A 16,806-nucleotide genomic window follows, 5' to 3' on the forward strand; every position below is an offset into this window, starting at 1 on the left:
GTGCCCCCATGACCCCCACCACCGAACAAAAGCGCGCCACCTTCCACGCCCTGCACCGCCAGGGCTGCTTTGTGCTGCCCAATCCCTGGGATGCGGGCAGCGCCCGCATGCTGCAGGGCCTGGGCTTCAAGGCGCTGGCCAGCACCAGCTCGGGCCATGCCTGGTCGCTGGGCCAGCCCGATGGCGCCATCTCCCGCGAGATGACGCTGGAGCATCTGCGCAGCCTGGTCGCGGCCACCGATCTGCCCGTGAATGCGGACTTTGAAAGCGGCTTCGGCCTGGGTCCGCAGGAGGTTGCCGAAAGCGTGCGCATGGCCGTGGACACCGGCGTGGCAGGCCTGTCCATCGAAGACTCGACAGGCGATGCAGCCAACCCCTTGCGCAGCATCGAGGAAGCCGTGGCCCGGCTGCGCGCCGCCCGTGCCGCCATCGACGAGGCAGGTGGCGGCACCTTGCTGGTCGGGCGTGCGGAGAATTTCTTCGTGGGCCGGCCCGATCTGGACGACACCATTGCCCGGCTCAAGGCCTATGCCGAGGCCGGCGCGGACTGCCTGTACGCACCCGGCATCCGCAGCGCCGAGCAGATCCGTGCCGTGGTGGCGGCCGTGGCGCCCAAGCCGGTGAATCTGCTGATCGGAGGGGCCAGCGAATGGAGCCTGCAGGATGCCGAGGCCATGGGCGTGCGCCGCATCAGCGTGGGCGGCGCACTGGCGCGCGCAGCCTGGGGCGGCTTTCTGCATGCGGCGCGCTCCATTGCCGAGACGGGGCGCTTCGACGCGTTCGCCCAGGCCACGCCGGGCGCCGAACTCAATGGCTTTTTTCAGGGCAAGGACTGATCCGCACCGGCCTGCAGCCGCTGCGCGGTCATGACCCAGACCGCGATATCGAGCAGGGCGGCCGCGCGCTCCATCGGCGGCAGCTGTGGGTCCAGCACGCCGTCCATCTGCCTTGCCAGGGCGCCCCAGCCCAGCAACGCGCCCTCGTCGGCCCAGGCCCGGCCGGCGGCCAGCAGCGGCATGCCCGCGCCTGCCAGGCCTGCGGCCTGCATGTCGGCCAGCCAGGCCTGGCCTTGTGCCAGCCAATGGCGCAGCGGCGCGGTGGTGCTCTCGTTGCTTGCTTTGATTGAACTGCTCATGGAGCCTTCTCCACACCGACTTCGGCAAGCGGCGCCGGCCAGGCCGTGCTGGGATGGTGCCAGTGCGCGCTGTCCTGCCAGCGCACGGAAGCCACGGCAATCTGCAGCTGCCCTGCCACGAATTCCACGCGGCCAAAGACTTCCCGCAGCACGCGGCCGCGCGCCAGTTCCCTGCGCAATGCCTCACCCGCCCTGCCCTGCATGCCGTGCAGATCGCCCACCAGGGACAGGGAAGGCCCGGGCACCGGCGACTGCAATGCAATCGTCCAGCGCTGCAGCAGCTCGTCCCGCTGCGCCAGGCCGCTGCCGGTCACCTGCAGCCGTGCCCAAAGGGGCGGCTGCTGACGCCAGGGGTCGGCATGCAGCTCCTGCAGATGGCGCTGCAGCAGGGCCTGGGGATCGTCGGCCACCGGCTGTGCGCCGGTCGCCCGGGCCGGCAGCGGGCCGGTCGCCTGGGCCGGCGCCAGCCGCGTGGCGTCGCGCGCCGACAGGCGGCCATCGTCGCTGGCCCAGCCGTCCAGCAGCACATGGGGGCCTTGCAGCAGCTGCCTTGCGGTGAGGCCACCCAGGGTTTCCGAGTCCAGCGCCCCGGCCGGTTCCCACTCCGGGTCGAAGCCTTCGGCGCGCGATGCGGACCAGGTCAGATACCGACCGCTGGCCGCGTCCTGCAAATGCACGGAAAACCCGCGCTGCCCGCCGCGCGCATGCCATAGCTCGGCTGCCACGGCGTGCAGGCAAAGGCCTTGCACGCGCCGGTAGCTGCGCCTGTGCACGCCCGCCAGTTCGCTCAAGGGCCGTGGCATGGGCTGTTGCGCCAGGCCGCGCAGCAGCATCCACAGCGCGGCCAGCAAGGGCGCCACGCGTTCGGCCGCACCGGCACGCCCTGCGCGCTCGTCACGCAAGGCGCGTACCAGCAGGTTGAGCACGCTGGCAGGGCGCGGCAGGTCGGCCTGGCGCAGTTCGGTGGCCAGTGCCTCGCCCTGGTCGAGGAAGGCCGGGCTCATGCCTGCACGGCCCTGCAGCACCCAGCCGGTCAGCCATTGGCGCGCCTGGGCCAGCCGCTGCAGTGCGCCGGCTTCCAGCGCATGCGCCGGCAGCTCCGGCATGGGTGCGCCCGCCAGGCGCCGGGCCTGCAATGCCACCAGGGCGCGGTGGGCGCAGGCCGCTGCCTTGCAGCTGCAACTGGCCGCCGCCAGGCCACCGGCACGCGGCAGGCGTACGGTGACTTCGTCAGGGTTGGACAGTTCGCCGATCAGGGTGGTCGGGGCCTCTTCCAGCACCGCCTCGAAGCCCTGGGCCATCCAGCGCAAGGCCTTGCGCTGGGCGGCCATTCCAAAGGCCTGGGCCACGGCGCCGGCATCGCCTTCGAGCCACGGGGCTGCAGGCGCCTGGGCCATGCCATCGGCCGGGGCCTCGTGGGCCAGCCGCGCCCGCAGGCCCAGCAGCAAGGCGCACAGATGGTGGCAGGGGCCAAAGGCGGGGCAGCTGCATTGCAGCGTGGCAAAGCCCGCGCCGGCCAGAGTCTGGACATGGCCTTCGATGCCGGCGCGGGCCTGGTTGGCCGCCAGTTCCCACTGCCCTGCATCCACCGCCGCCAGGGCCTTGGCCCCGCGCTTGAGCAGGCCCTTGTTGGCCCAGTCGGCAATGGCGTCATCGTCCAGGGTGCGCAGCCATTCCTGCATCATGAGGATCGCCCTCCCTGCATGGCACGGGCCAGCCAATCCACCAGATGGTCGGGCGTCATGGCGGCAACCTGGGCGCCGCGCGCCACCAGCTGCGCGGCCAGGTCGCGGTCATAGTCGGGGTGGGCGCGGCGGTCCAGCGCAGCCAGCACCAGCACGCGGGCGCCACTGGCAACCAGCCGCTCGGTCTCGGCGATGACGCGGGCCTCGTCATGGCCTTCGTACAGGTCGGTGATCAGCACGATCACGCTGCGGCGCGGCGCGGCAAGCTGCCCGGCCACATGCGCCAGTGCCGCGCCGATGTTGGTGCCCCCGCCCAGTTGCGCGCCCAGCAGCAGCTCTTCGGGCGCATGCAGCTGGCCGGTGACATCGGCCACGGCATCGGAGAACAGCAGCACATGGGTGCGCAGGGCGCGCACGCGCGCAAAGATGCTGCCCATGACGGCGCTGTGGATGACGGATTCATGCATGGACCCGCTCTGGTCCACCACCAGCCACAGGTCCCAGGTCAGGCGCTGTGCTTCGTTCTCCCTGAAGAACAGGCGCTCCAGCACCAGCAACTGCTCCTCGCTCTGGTAGTGGCGCAGGTTGTGGCGCAGGGTGCGCGGCCAGTCCAGATCGCTCATCTGCCCCTGGCCCCGGCTGCTGCGGCGCCTGCGCCGCCGCCCCAGGGCCGAGTGCACGCGCGAGGACAGCCGCGCCTGCAGATCGGCCACCACGCGCGCCACCAGCCGGCGGGCCTCGGCCAGCACCTCGGGGGGCAGGCTGGTGCGCACCGCCATCAAGGCGGCCACCAGTTCGATGCTGGGCGTGGCCTCGGCCAGGACCTGCGGGTCACTGAGCAGGCCATGGAGCCCATAGCGCGACAGCGCATCGCGCTGCAGCGTTTCCACGGCGCTGCGCGGGAACAGGTCGCGCACCTCGCCCAGCCAGTGCACGGCCTGGGGCTCGGGCACGCCGCTGCCGCCCTGGCGCGCGTACAGCCCGCCCCCGCCCTGCCACGCATCGGTGCCCGAGGTGTTCGCCTGCTCGCGCAGGCGGTGCTCGCGCTGGTAGAGATAGTCCAGTGCCGCGTCGCGGCGCGCATCGGCGGCATCGAGCGGCTGCGCGGCGGCCAGGGGCTGGGCGGCCTCGGGCCCGAGGATGAGGCGCCAGCGTCGCAGGGTGGCGGCATCGATTGCCTGTTCCTGCATTGGCGGCTCGTGCATTGGCGGTTCGTGCATTGGCGGATCTTCCCGGCTCATGACAGTCCCCAGGGTTGCAGCAGTCGGCCCACCTGGGCCGCCAAGGCGCGGCTGTGCGCAAGGGCCTCGTCCGTTGGCAGATGCACGGAGGCCAGTGTGGTTGCGCCGGATGGCGTGGCCGCGCCCGACAGACCCGCCAGCCGCCCGGCCAGCTGCCGCAGTTCGGCGCGGGTCAGCTGGGCAAAGGCCAGCCGCAAGGCCGGCAGGCCGGCCAGGAAGGCGTCTTCCGGCCAGTGCGCAATGCCGTCACTGAGCAGGCGCAGCAGCGGCGGATGGCTGAGCAGCCAGCCCTTGGCCACGCGCAAAAAGCCCTGCAGGTATTCGCCCATGGCGGCGCCATCGACCTGCGCCAGGCCCAGCATGGCGCGCAGGGCGGCATCGGTCTGCGCGATCTGCCAGCGGCCGGCCATGCTCAGAATGCCGGCGGTGGCGCCGCGCACGCGCGCGGGCGTGCTGTCGGCGCCTGCCTCATGCAAGGCGGCACAGGCATCGTGGAACAGGCCGGCGTCGGCCCAGGGCGCGTGGCGGCAGACCATGCCGTGCAGATCGGCCAGGGCATCCAGGGCCTGTGCCTGCTGGGATGCATCGCCCTCGCCCAGCCAGGGCAGGCGCAGGCAGGCCTGCGCAAAGCAGCGCCGCAGCAGCGGCAGCAGGCGCGCCAGGCCCACGCCGCCCAGCGCATGGCGGGCCTCGTAGGCCAGGGCCAGGCAGCCCGTGGCGCGGGCCAGGGCCAGCGCGTCGTGGCTGCGCTCCATCCAGCCCTGCACGGTATCCAGCACCTGCTGGGCGATGCCGTCCAGCCCCATGACCAGCACCTCCAGCACGCGCTGCGCGGGCTCCGTGTGGGCCGTCTGCGCCAGGCGCTCGCGTACCAGGTGCACCGCGGCTTCCTCCAGGCTGGAGCCGTGGCACATGGCCTCGGTCAGGGCCACCGTGGTCTCGACCTGCCAGCCCAGCGTCCAGACCTCGCGCACACGCGCCAAGCCCGTGCCCGCCACGAAGTCCGGCCCGGCCAGGCGCTGCGCATAGGGCACGCCCAGGTAGCACAGGCGGTGCAGCCCCTGCGACAGCCGGCGGTGACGCGCGCTGCGGTAGATGTCCAGCTCCTTGCGCACGGGGGCGGCAGGCCGCACGGGCAGGCGGTGGCGCAGGCAGAAGGCCTGTACATCGACCAGCAGCGGGGCGGCCGGCGCGTTGGGTGGCAGCTGGCCGTAGTCGTCGGCGTCCAGCAGCCATTGACCAATCTGCTGCCCGGTCTGCTGCACCATGGGCTGCGGTCGCAGGGCCTGGGCATGCTCCTTGAACACGGCGCTGTCCAGCGCCTCCAGCAGCTCGGCCCGACCGCCGCGGCAGGCGCGCAAGGCGGCCAGGCCATGGGCCAGGCGCACGGCCTCGGCCGCATCGGGCAGGCTGGCGGGCATGCCCCGGGCACGCAGGCTGTTCACGGTGCGCGCCGCCATCTCGGGCCAGGCCTGGGCATCAGGTTGCGAAGCGCCCTGCTCCAGCGCCTGCCATACGCCCTGGTAGTAGCCGGGCATGGGCATGCCGGCCGCGTAGCCGCTGGCGCGCTCCAGCCGCTGCAGCGTGTAGGCAATGAGGTGCACGCCCACATCGATGGCGGGCCTGGCGTCCGCAGGCCGGGCGGGGGCCGAGAGGCCGGCAACGATGCCGGGCACATGGAAGCCGCCGCAGACCACCAGGCAGCGCCCGCCTTCGGCCAGGGCCGCGCTGACCTGGGCGGCCATGTGGGCCTCGCGGGCCAGATCCTCGGCATCCATGCCGCTGCCGCCCGTGCCCTGCTCGCGCTCGCGCAGCAGCTGGCTGAAGGCCAGCACGCCGGCAAAGTACGCCTGGGGCGAGGCGTCCTCGTTGCCAGATTCGTAATGCCGGTCCCACCATTCGTCGAAATCGCGGCAGCCGCTGGCCTGGATGAGGCCGGCCAGCACGTCGGGCGCGCGCCGCGCGGGCTCGTCGGCCAGCAGGGGTTCGGGCGCGCAGGCGAAGTAGTCCAGCTGCGCGGCCTGCGCCAGCCTGTCGGCATAGGGCAGGTCGATGAAGCGCACGGCGCTGCGCAGCCGCGCCGCCTCGCGCAGGGCCACCCATTCGGGCGAGAAGGCGGCAAAGGGCACGTAGCAACGGCAGCGCCAGTCTTGCTCGGCCGCGCCGGGCCCGACCATGGCCGCATGCAGGTAGGCGGCCAGCGGGGGACGCGCCTGGGCGTGCTGCAGCGCGGGCAGCAGGGCATCGAGCTCGCCCGGGCCTTCGATCAGCACGTGGGTGGGCTTGAACTCGCGCATCAGCGCGCGCAGGTGGTGGGCGCAGCGCGGGCTGTGGTGGCGCACGGGCACCAGGCGCAGCTGCGGCAGCGGCGCCAGCCACGCGGCAGCGTCAGTGCTCACGGCCGCCTGCGACAAAGTCCTGCCACTGCGGCTGCCCTGCGCGCTGGCGTGCCACCACGCGCAGGTATTCGGCGAAACGGCGCCGGTCCTCGTCGTCGTCCTTGATCACCGTGCCCAGCAGGTGGCGCGCCAGGTGGGCGGGTCCCACCTGCTCCTGCCCGAAGTACCAGCACTGGCAGGCGGCGTTGAAGGCCACGTCGATGGCCTCGGCCGTGGACAGCACGGTGCCCGGCCGCTCCACGGCCGTGCCCTCCACGCTGCCGCTGCGCAGCTCCTGGAAGGCCGTGGCCAGCAGGGCCAGCACATCGGGCGCGACGGTGGTGCCGATGCGCTGCTGCGCCAGTGCGCGGTCCACCTCCTGCCCTATCAGCGCGGCCTGCGCGGCCACGCCTTCGAGCGGGCGCATGGTCTCGAAGTTGAAGCGGCGCTTGAGCGCGGCCGACATCTCGTTGACGCCGCGATCGCGCAGGTTGGCCGTGGCAATCACATTGAAGCCCGGCCTTGCCAGCAGCCAGGGCTGCTCGTGCTTGAGTTCGGGAATCTGCAGCAGCCGCTCGGAGAGCACGGGCACCATGCAGTCCTGCACCTCGGTGGAGCAGCGCGTGATTTCCTCGAAACGCAGCAGCCGCCCTTCCCCCATGGCGCGGTGCAGCGGGCCGGGCACCAGGGCTTCGGGGCCAGGGCCGTCACGCAGCAGCAGGGCGTAGTTCCAGCCGTAGCGGATCTGCTCCTCCACCACGCCGGCACCGCCCTGCACGGTGAGCTTGCTGTCGCCGCTGATGGCGGCGGCCAGCAGCTCGGACAGCAGGGACTTGGCCGTGCCCGGCTCGCCCACCAGCATCAGTCCGCGCTGGCCGGCCAGGGTGACGATGGCGCGCTCGACCAGGGCATCGTTGCCGTGGATCTTGCGCGCGATGGCCGGCCCGCCGCCGTCATGTTCCGCACCGCCCAGGATGAAGCGCCGCACGGAGCGCGGGCTCAGGCGCCAGCCGTCGGGGCGCGGGCCCTGGTCGGCGGCCTGCAGGGCCGCAAGTTCCTGGGCGTGGGCCATCTCGGCCGGCAGCCGCTGGGCGGCAGGCTCCGGGGTGGCCGCTGCAATGCGTTTGGTGGCCATCAGTCGCTCTCTTTGGTGCTGGCCGATTTGGCGGCGATGGCCGCGAACTGCGCCATCAGCGTGGCCTGCAGTGCGCGCGGCCACTGCTGCGGCTGCAGCCGGGGCCAGCGGCCATCCTCGCCGCGATGGCTGCTGTCATAGACCACGGCATGGGTGATGTCCACGCGGTTGTCCAGGTCCATGAACGGCAGGTAGCGCCCGTGGTGGAGTTCGATGTACAGCTGCGGGCCTGCCAGGTCCAGCTTGTGCTCGTAGATGCCGGGGCCGTCCCCCACGGGGCCGGGGCGGTAGTTCCACTTGGCCAGCAGGCCGGACAGCGCGCCCTGGCGTATCTGCAGCGGGCCGGCAGGGTGCAGGGCATGGTTCTTCCACTGCCCGGCTTCGGGCAGTTGTGCGCCTGCGTTCAGCTGGTCGATCAGCGGCTGCAGCTCGTAGTCGGCCAGGCAGGTGCGCCAGGCCTCAACCTCGCCCGCTGCGGCATCGACCGGATGCCAGAGCAGCACCTGTGCGTCGTCGGGCAGCTCCACGGCATCGTCGGTGGCGTCGAGCAGGGAAAAGTCCTCGGCAATGCGAAAGCTGGCGCCCTGCTCCAGCCGCCAGATCAGGCTGCGGCCCACGATGCGCAGCAGGGGATGCAGCAGGAACAATCTGCGCCAGCGCGGGACGGACCAGCGCTGTCCCGTCATGAAGGCGGTACCCAGGCGCGGCACCTGCTGCTTGGCGATGGCCTTGACGCCAGCGGCAACGGTCTTGAATTCGGCCTGGGCCGCATTCCACTGCAGACGCAGCGATTCGTCCTTGAGCGCGGGCAGGGTCTTGGAGGCCTTGCCCTTGTCGCCCACCACGCGCAGGCTCAGGTCGCCCTGCAGCTGCAGGCGGTAGCGCTGCGGGCCCACCTCCAGCACCAGGCCTTCGCCGCCCAGGCCGAAATCAGGCGTCAGCTCGTCATACAGCTCGATCAGGCTCAGGCCGCGCCGCTGGGCGGCCGCCTTGAGCGCGTCATGCGTGGCTTCAATCACCAGGTCCTTGAGCTTGCGCGAGCTGGACAGGGTCTGGACCTGGGACAGCGCGTACAGCGTGTCCAGCGCACCGAGCTGCTCCACGGCGATGATGGCGCGCAGCTTCTTGCTCCAGCCCCAGGCCTTCACGGCGGCCACCAGGGTCTGCACCAGGCGGTCATCGACATGGCCGGTGGCCAGCCGCAGCGCCCAGCGCGCCTTGGGCTCGCCCTCCAGGGCCACCCAGGCATTGACCAGGTGCAGGGACAGCTGGGCGCGGCTTTCGGCCGGCACATGGGCCAGCAACTGCTCCACCAGCGGCGGCAGTTCTTCCTCGGCCGTGGCCACCAGGTGCAGCACGGTGCGTGCCGCATGCTCGGACAGCGGCGCGAACAGGGCCAGGGTCTCTGGCTGGTCATAGGCCTTGATGCTGCTGGAAAAGCGCTTGAAGCGCGCCACGCGGGCCTCCAGCGCATCGAGTAGGACACGGCCCTCCTCACCCTGCTCCACGGTCAGAGCGCCCGGCACTGGGACGCCCAGGGCCAGCAGCCGGCCCTCGACCATGCTTTCGGAGCCCAGGTCCAGGCCCGTGCGCAGCAGCGCCTGCAGCAGCGGCGCGACCCCGGGATCGGGATGGGCCAGCAGGATGTCGCGGCAGGCCAGCTGCATCGCCTTCTCGCGCCGCTGCAGCCAGGCGTTGGACTCGAAGACAGCGCCTACGGCCTGCGCATCCAGCCCTTGCATGAAGCGCGCCACCGCTTCGCGCAGCGCCCGCGAGCTGCTGGCCGCCAGCAGTTCGCCCAGCAGGGGCAGCCGGGCATGCAGCATGGCCGGGTCCAGCTGAGCCAGCAGCGGGGCCAGGCGCACGGTGGGAATCTCGCGCAGGTAGTCGGGCTGCTCGGCCAGCATCTGGTCGAGCAGCCCGATGAAGGGCTCAATGCGCGACACCTGCAATATGCAGCGCAGCAGATGGGGCAAAAGCTCCGGGTAGCGTGCCTTCCAGATCTGCTGGGCGACCACCGCATCGAAGTGGTATTTGGGCTGCCATCCTTCGATCCAGGCGACGAAGGGCGCGGCATCCTCCCGCACCAGGCGGTCGAAAATGGGAATGAAGTAATCAACTGGCTCGCGGTCCGCCCTGCCCAGCAGCAGGTTGACCAGTTCCAGGCGCCGCTGGGCATCGGCGCCCAGGTCCCAGCGCAGCGCGATCAGGCCCGGGTCTTCGTTGATGGGCTTGTCGTCGAACCAGTCGGGATGGCGGCGGTAGAAGTCGTACCAGGGCGCGCAGCGCTGCGGGTGCGGAACGTCGCGGTGCCGCTTCATGTAGACATCGCGGATGTCGGCATAGAGCGCGCCGCCGCGCTCGGCCAGCTCCATCAGGTCCTGGTCGTCCAGGCTGCCCAGCAGCAGCTTCCAGTCGGCTCTGTCATACCCGCCACCGGACTGGACGTTCAGCTCTGCGGCCCAGTCCAGCAGCTGCATCACCCGTTCACGACTGATGCCCGGGTACCAGAGCCAGCCGAACATGTCCAGGATGCGGATTTCACGGTAGTCGTTGTCGCCGTCCGGCGCAGGTGGACGGGCCAGGCTGGCGCGCGCCATCTGCTCGAACTCGGCCGCAAGCTCGGGGCTGTGGCGTGGAATGTCGCCGTCCAGGCTGCCGTCAATCCTGCGCCCGAAGGGGATGGTCTGCCGCGCGAAGGCCAGCCACAGGTCATGGTCATGGGTCCAGGGCAGATCGAAGTTGCCCAGGGCGCGGATGGGGTTGGAATAGTCGTCGAAGGCCTTGCGCGTGAAGGCGCCCACTTCGTCATGCCGGCCCGCGCGCATGCGGCTGGCCAGCACCTGGACCAGCTCGGCGGGCGGCAGCGAGGCGCTCAGTTCCTCCAGCGTGGCCTGGTCGGTGTGTTCTAGGGTCGAAGAGGTCATGGATTCAGGGGTTCTGGAGGGAGTCAAACCTGGGCTGCAGCCGCTGCGGCTGCCGCGCCCGCAGCGCGCGAGGCCAGGGCCTGGAGCATGGCGCACAGCGATGCCTGCAGCGGCAGCGGCCATTCGGCCGGGGGCAGCAGGCGGTCGGCGGTCATGTCGCGCAGGGCAAAGCCTTCGATGTCGATCTCATGGTCGGGCTCGTAATACGGCATGGCCGCGCTGTGCAGCAGTTCCACGCGCCAGCGCTGCACGGCAAAGTCCCGCAGGTGCAGGTAGATGCCGGGGCCATCGCACACAGGGCCGGCATGAAAGCGCCATGGCCCTGCCAGGCCGTCCAGCGCCTGCTGCGTGAGCCGTATCGGTGCCAGGGGCTGCAGCAGTTCCTGCTGCCACTGGCTGGCCAGCGGCAGGTCGGCGGGCGCATCGACCTGCTCGATCAGGGCCTTGAGGCCGTAGTCGGCCAGGCATTCGCGCCACTGCGCACGCTCCTGCTCGGTGGCCTGCGCGGGGTGCCACAGGGCGATGCGGCCCTCGGCCGGCAGTTGCACCGCGTCGCTTTCGGCATCGACCAGGGACAGGTCTTCGGCAATGCGCAGGCTGAACGGCTGGCCGGCCGCGGGCTCCACCCGCCAGACCAGGCCCTGTGCCACCACGCGCAGCAGCGGGTGCTCCAGGAAGAGGCGGCGCCAGGTGTCCAGCGGCCAGTGCCGGCCCAGCATCAGGCAGGACTGCAGGCGCGGTGCCTGCTGCTGCAGCACGGCCTTGATGCCCTTGGACAGCGTCTTGAGCCGCGCGGCGGCCGCATCCCACTCCGTGCGCAGCCCCTCGTCGGCCAGGGCCGGCAGGCTGCGCGCCAGCTTGCCGGCCGGCGTGCGCAGGCGCAGCGACAGGTCGCCCTGCAGCAGCACGTCATAGGTCTGCGCGCCCACCTGCAATTGCACGCCCCGGCCCAGGTCGAAGTCCGGGGTCAGCTCATCACTGAGGTCGGCCAGCGCCATGCCGCGCCGCGCGGCGGCCTCGGCCAGCACGGCCTGCGCGGCAGCCAGCACGCTGGGCTTGAGCGTCTTGCCGGTGGCCAGGGCCTGCACGCAGGACAGGGCATAGACCGTGTCGAGCCGGCCCAGCTGCTGCAGCGCGACCACGGCGCGCTCCTTGCGCGTCTTGTGCCAGGCCAGGGCGGCCGAGGACAGCACATCGACGATGCGGTCGTCCGCCGCGCCGGGCAGCAGCTTGAGCACCCAGCGCGATTCGGGCGCGCCATCGGCAGCCACCCAGTGCTGGACCAGGGCCAGGGCCAGCCGCGCGCGATTCTCGGCGCTGGCCTGGGCCAGCAGTTGGCGGGCCAGCGCAGGCAGCTCCTGCGGACTGGTGGCCGCCAGGTGCAGCAGCGCACGCGCGGCCTGGGCCGACAGGGGCGCGAGCAGGTCCAGCAGCGCCGGCTGGTCCAGCGCGGCAATGGCGGACGACAGGCGCTGCAGGCTGGCGGCCTGGGCTTCAAGCTCTGCCAGGGAGCCGGCACCATCGCTGCCTGCCGGCGCGGCCTCGCCGGCAGGTGGCCTGGCTGCGTCCGCAACCGGGGCTGCGGCACCCAGATCCTTCAGGCGCGCCTGCACCGGGCCTTGCTCGGCCACGTCCAGCAATCCACCGGACAGCAGTGCCGACAGCAGGCTGCCAGACGCCGGATCAGGATGGGCCACCAGCACATCGCGGTAGGCCAGCACCAGATTCTTGTTGGGCTTGGCCAGCCAGCCGGCGGCCTGGGGCGCATCCACGGGCAGGGCAGACAGGGCCTGGGCCAGCGCCGCACGCAAGCCCTTGGAGGCACTGCCGGAGGCGGCCTTGCCCAGTTGCGGCAGCAGCCGCTGCAGCGTGTCCACGCGCAGCGCGGGCAGCAGGTGCGTGAGCGGGCCGGCGGCCAGCCGGGCTAGGTCGCCAGGGCGATCGGCCAGCAAGGTCTCGGCCACCGGGGCGTAGCCGGCGCGATCGGATTCGTGCTTGCACCCGTCTGCGCAGGCCGGCAATAGCAGCGGCAGCAGGGCCGGCCACCGGGCGTCCCACAGCCGCTGCGCCACGGCGGGATTGATCGCCAGGTGGCCCAGTTGCTTGAACCAGGCGACCAGCGGTGCGGCATCGGTCTGCAGCATGCGCTCCACCAGGACACGGTCATGCGGCCAGTCATCGTCCGAAGCAAAGCACAGGGCCTTGAACAGGTCCTGGGCCAGCAGGTCGCGGCGCGCGGCATCGGCCGTCTCCCAGCGCGATGCAATCAGCACGGGCTCGGGCAGGCGCAGCTGGTCAAGCACGGCGGGGAATTGCGCAAAAAAATCCCGCCACAGCGCCCAGCGCTGCGCTGCAGGCCGCGTGCGCTGCAGCGGCAGCTGGCGTTGGACGATGTCGCGGCTGAGCTGGCCGCCGCCGTCCTCGATGGCCATGGCCAGCAGTTCGGGCTCGGGCAGCTGGTGCAGCAGGTGCTGCCAGTGGCAGTAGTACTGCGCGCCGGGCGCAATGCCGGCCTTTGCGCTCAGTTCCCGCGCCCAGCGCAGCAGGCCAGTGATCTCGGCACTGGACATGCCTTCATGGCCCAGCACGCCAAACACCTGCCTGAGCACGAGGTCGTAGCCATCGCGCAGCCTCCAGGGCTGGTGGGTGCGGCTGCCCCAGTCATCCAGCCAGGCGCGGGCCAGTGCCGTCAGCTCCGCGGTCAGCTCGGCACTGCGCCGGGGCACGCCCGAGTTGCCCCCATAGAACTGTCCCAGCGGAAGGCTGATGCGCGCCAGCGCCAGCCACAGCGCGTGGTCGCGCTGCCAGGGCGCATGCTCGCCGGGCAACTGGTGCAGCCGCTCCTGGCACAGGCTGCTGCTGTCGCGCAGGAAGTCCGCCACCTCGGCATCGCGCCCCTGGGCCAGGCGCTTTGCCAGTTCGGCGGCAAAGGCCGGCATGCCCTCGCGCCCGGCCGGCGCGGCCGTGTGCAGTTCGTACAAAGCCTGCAGGGGAAGCGCTGCTGTCTCGTTGTTGCTCATGGTCTGTGGAGTCTTGGGTGATGGGCGGTCGGGCGGCCAACGTTTCAAGGGAGCAAAGGTTCACAAAGGCTCAGGCTGCCGCCTTGGCCGCCAGGGCCAGCCACTGGCCTTGCAGCGTGGCCAGCAGCGGCTTGGGCAGCCGCGCCGGGTCGGCGCTGGCCCCGTATTCCTTGCTCAGGTCGTGCACGCGCAGGCCTTCCACGGCCACGGGCAGGCCCAGGTCCAGGTAGGGCGGGAAATAGCCGTGCGACAGCTCCAGGCTCAGCTCCAGCGCGGGCAGGCGCCACACATGCTCATTGATGCTGGGGCCATCGCCCACGGGGCCGGGCCGGTAGCCGAACTTCTTGAGCAGGCCGCCGAGCTGCTCCTGCGCCAGCGTGATCGGTGCAGGCGGCAGCAGCATGCCGTTCTTGAACTGGCCGGGCGCGGGCTGCTCGGCGCAGGCGCCCAGCTGATCGACCAGGGGCTCCAGCTCATAGTCGGCCATGTAGGCCTGCCAGGCTTCGCGCTCGCCGGGCTGGGCCGTGGCCGGGTGCCAGAGGCTGATGCTGCAGCCAGCAGGCAGGGTCACGGTTTCATCCTCCACATCGACCAGCGAGAAGTCCTCGGCCAGGCGGAAGCTGGTGCGCGCCAGGCCCGGCGCATCCTCTGCGCGCCAGATCAGGCTGCGCCCCACGATGCGCAGCAGCGGGTGGGCCACGAACAGCCGCTGCCAGCGATCCAGCGGCCAGCGCTTGCCGCTGACCAGGGCCGCCAGCATGCGCGGCGCCTGCTGCTTGACCACGGTCTTGAGGCTGGTGGCCAGGGTCTTGAGCTGCGCAGTGGCGGCCTCCCATTCGGGCTTGAGCGCCTCGTCCTTGACCGCAGGAATGGTCTTGCTGGCCTTGTTTTTGTCGTTGATGACGCGCAGGCTCAGATCGCCCTGCAGCTCCACGCGGTAGCTCTGCGGCCCGACCGTGACCGTCAGGCCCTGGCCCAGGCCGAAGTCCGGCGTCAGCTCGTCGAAGAGTTCGGGCACGCTCATCTTGCGGCGCGCAGCGGCAGCGCGCAGGGCGATGCGCGCCGTGCGCTGCACCTGGTCCTTGAGCGAGCGCGACTCGGAGATCTCCTGCACGCGCAGCAGAGCGTAGAGGCTGTCCACCTCGCCCAGATGCTCCACGGCGGCGGCCGCGCGCTGCAGGCGCGGGCGGTTCCAGGCCTGGACGGCGGACACCAGCGCATCGACCACGCGGTCATCGGCATGGCCGGGCAGCAGCCTGAGCGCCCAGCGCTGCTTGGGTTCGCCCTCGGAAGCAATCCATTGCTGCACCAGGGCCAGCGCCAGGCGGGCACGGTTGTCGGCCGGAATGCGCGCCAGCAGCTCGCCGGCCAGCGGCGGCAGGCCGCCTTCGGCAATGGCGGATACGTGCAGCAGCACGCGGGCCGCGTGTTCGGACAGCGGCGCGCACAGCGCCAGCAGCTCGGGCGTATCGAAGGGCTTGATGGCCGCGCTCAGGCGCTTGATGGAGGCGAGCTGGGCTTCCAGATCCACGCCGCCAGCGGCAGACGCTGGCGATGCGGCATCTGCCTGGCTTTCATCCGATGTCGAGGCGCCCTGCCCTGTCAGGCCCAACTGCTGCAGCCGCTGCTGCACGCTGCTGGCCGAGGCCGCATCCAGCTTGCCGCCGGCCAGCAACTGCGCCAGCAAGGGACCGACAGCGGGGTCGGGGTGGGCCAGCAGCACGTCGCGGCAGGTCAGCAGCAGGTTCTTGGGCGGCTTGTTCAGCCAGCCGGCATCCACCAAGCTGGCCAGCGGAATATGGGCGGCCAGACCGGTCATGGCGGCGCGCAGGCCCTTGGCGCTGCTGCCGGTGATGATGGCGGTCAGCGCAGGCAGCGCGGCCTTCAGGCTGGCGGTGTCGAGCACGGGCAGCACATTGACCAGGTCCTTGACAGGCACCTCGGCCAGATCGGCCGGGCGGCGGGTCACCAGCTCGCGGATCACGCTGCGGTAGCGGCGCAGCTCGTCCTCGCGGTCGCAGCGCTGGGCCATGGCGGGCAGCAGCAGGGACAGCAAGGCGGCATCGTCCTGCTTCATGACATGCATGGCCAGCGCCAGGCTGATCTGGTAGCGGCCGTTCTCACGCAGCTGCTTGGCAAAGGGCGCGGGATCCTCGGCCACGAGGCGGTCCAGCAATTGCAATGCGCTCGTCCGCTCGGCGCGCTGGGAGTAGGTCAATTGGCTGAGCAGCAGCGCGGCCAGTTCCTCTCGCCGGGGCGCGCCGGCACTGGCCCAGCGCTGCCCGATCAGGTCGGGATCATCTATGTAGGATTTGTCGAAGAGCTGGGGATGCTCGGCAAAGAAAGGCAGCCAGTCCTTCCAGCCCTGGCCCTTGGGCTGCCTGGGCTGGCGCTCGTTGCGGTAGTGGTCCAGCACATCGTCGAACAGCTTGCCGCCCACGGCGGCATAGCGCAGCAGGTCGGCATCGTTCAGCTGGGCGACCAGGGGCTTCCAGGCCGCGTGGTACTCATGGCTGCGGCGGAACCCGGCCTCCTCGCGCAGCGCCAGCGCCCAGTCCAGCGTGGACGTCACCTCGTCATAGGGCATGCCGGGATAGCTGAGCCAGGGCAGCAGGCTGCCGAGCACCAAGCCTATGCCCTTGTACACAGGCAGGTCGGCGCTGCGGGCGTGGGCCAGCCATTGCTCGGCCAGCACGCGCACTTCGGCAGCCACATGGGCATTGGTCAGCTCCTCGCTGCGGCCCGACAGCACATGGCCGCGCGGCACGGTGAGCCGCGCAAAGGCCAGCCAGCGATCGCCGTCACGCGACCAGGGTGCGTCGCTGCCGCTCAGATGCCCCAGGATGTTGAGACAACGCTCCTCGCAGCCGCGCAGGAAGGTGCGTGCCTCGTCGGCCCGCCCGTCATGCAGGCGGGCGTCGAGTTCGGCGGCAAAGGCCTCGTCGCTGAGGCTTTCATGCAGCCGGTCATAGAGATCGCTCAGGGAAGCCGCGTGAAGATCGGTAGTGCTCATGGGGATGAGGAGATGAACAATGTGGGAAGCCGCAAACCAGGGCCTGCCGGGATGGAGACGGGGTGGAGCCTGCACCGGACGGAAGCAAAAGTTCTTGATCCATCCGGACAGTCCCTCGGAAAACTCACAGATTCATGCCCTGCGTATGTCGTCAGCTTTGGAAAAATCTGTAGCGCCATCCGCAACGGCCACGCCATTGTTCCCCGACACGCACGCGGTGCGGGCGCCGATCTTGTCAGGTCGCGGGCACCGCCACTTGACAGGCTGTCAAG

9 protein-coding genes are annotated in these 16,806 nt (G+C 71.1%); 1 reads left to right on the top strand and 8 read right to left on the bottom strand.

The window, feature by feature from the left end:
- Window positions 1-8 precede the first annotated feature (8 nt).
- Window positions 9-836, top strand: a complete 828-nt coding sequence (locus tag BO996_RS19070; RefSeq protein ID WP_071956111.1) for an isocitrate lyase/PEP mutase family protein — start codon at window positions 9-11, stop codon at window positions 834-836.
- Here BO996_RS19070 and BO996_RS19075 read toward each other — a convergent pair.
- From BO996_RS19075 to BO996_RS19110, 8 genes are all read right to left on the bottom strand, one after another.
- Complete coding sequence (locus BO996_RS19075; RefSeq protein ID WP_071956112.1) at window positions 821-1,135, bottom strand: hypothetical protein; 315 nt, start codon at window positions 1,133-1,135, stop codon at window positions 821-823. The two genes, BO996_RS19070 and BO996_RS19075, sit on opposite strands and share 16 nt — an antisense overlap.
- Window positions 1,132-2,820, bottom strand: coding sequence for an SWIM zinc finger family protein (locus tag BO996_RS19080; protein WP_071956113.1), 1,689 nt, complete (start codon window positions 2,818-2,820; stop codon window positions 1,132-1,134). Before BO996_RS19080 ends, BO996_RS19075 begins: the two co-directional genes overlap by 4 nt.
- On the bottom strand, window positions 2,817-4,010 hold the full coding sequence (locus tag BO996_RS19085; protein WP_071956114.1) for a VWA domain-containing protein: 1,194 nt from the start codon (window positions 4,008-4,010) through the stop codon (window positions 2,817-2,819). Before BO996_RS19085 ends, BO996_RS19080 begins: the two co-directional genes overlap by 4 nt.
- A gap of 47 nt (window positions 4,011-4,057) precedes the next feature.
- A complete protein-coding gene (locus tag BO996_RS19090; protein ID WP_071957161.1) occupies window positions 4,058-6,460 on the bottom strand; it encodes a DUF5682 family protein in 2,403 nt (800 codons plus the stop codon).
- A complete protein-coding gene (locus tag BO996_RS19095) occupies window positions 6,450-7,574 on the bottom strand; it encodes an ATP-binding protein (protein ID WP_063325523.1) in 1,125 nt (374 codons plus the stop codon). The genes BO996_RS19090 and BO996_RS19095 overlap by 11 nt, the downstream gene beginning before the upstream one ends.
- The gene (locus BO996_RS19100) at window positions 7,574-10,501 is read right to left on the bottom strand and encodes a DUF4132 domain-containing protein (protein ID WP_071956115.1); all 2,928 of its coding nucleotides are present in this window, start codon (window positions 10,499-10,501) and stop codon (window positions 7,574-7,576) included. Before BO996_RS19100 ends, BO996_RS19095 begins: the two co-directional genes overlap by 1 nt.
- A 23-nt stretch (window positions 10,502-10,524) precedes the next feature.
- Window positions 10,525-13,521 (bottom strand): DUF4132 domain-containing protein, encoded by a 2,997-nt coding sequence (locus BO996_RS19105; RefSeq protein ID WP_071956116.1) that lies wholly within the window; start codon window positions 13,519-13,521, stop codon window positions 10,525-10,527.
- Between the two features lie 70 nt (window positions 13,522-13,591).
- Window positions 13,592-16,534 (bottom strand): DUF4132 domain-containing protein, encoded by a 2,943-nt coding sequence (locus tag BO996_RS19110; RefSeq protein WP_071956117.1) that lies wholly within the window; start codon window positions 16,532-16,534, stop codon window positions 13,592-13,594.
- Between the last annotated feature and the right edge of the window lie 272 nt (window positions 16,535-16,806).

The organism is Delftia sp. HK171, assembly GCF_001886655.1.
Classification (GTDB): Bacteria; Pseudomonadota; Gammaproteobacteria; order Burkholderiales; family Burkholderiaceae_C; genus Comamonas; species Comamonas acidovorans.

What these genes read in the sequence shown, in the direction of transcription:
- BO996_RS19110 (WP_071956117.1), bottom strand. Translation starts at nt 16,534, where the DNA reads ATGAGCACTACCGATCTTCACGCGGCTTCCCTGAGCGATCTCTATGAC.
- BO996_RS19100 (WP_071956115.1), bottom strand. Translation starts at nt 10,501, where the DNA reads ATGACCTCTTCGACCCTAGAACACACCGACCAGGCCACGCTGGAGGAA.
- BO996_RS19070 (WP_071956111.1), top strand. Translation starts at nt 9, where the DNA reads ATGACCCCCACCACCGAACAAAAGCGCGCCACCTTCCACGCCCTGCAC.
- BO996_RS19080 (WP_071956113.1), bottom strand. Translation starts at nt 2,820, where the DNA reads ATGATGCAGGAATGGCTGCGCACCCTGGACGATGACGCCATTGCCGAC.
- BO996_RS19095 (WP_063325523.1), bottom strand. Translation starts at nt 7,574, where the DNA reads ATGGCCACCAAACGCATTGCAGCGGCCACCCCGGAGCCTGCCGCCCAG.
- BO996_RS19085 (WP_071956114.1), bottom strand. Translation starts at nt 4,010, where the DNA reads ATGCAGGAACAGGCAATCGATGCCGCCACCCTGCGACGCTGGCGCCTC.
- BO996_RS19075 (WP_071956112.1), bottom strand. Translation starts at nt 1,135, where the DNA reads ATGAGCAGTTCAATCAAAGCAAGCAACGAGAGCACCACCGCGCCGCTG.
- BO996_RS19105 (WP_071956116.1), bottom strand. Translation starts at nt 13,521, where the DNA reads ATGAGCAACAACGAGACAGCAGCGCTTCCCCTGCAGGCTTTGTACGAA.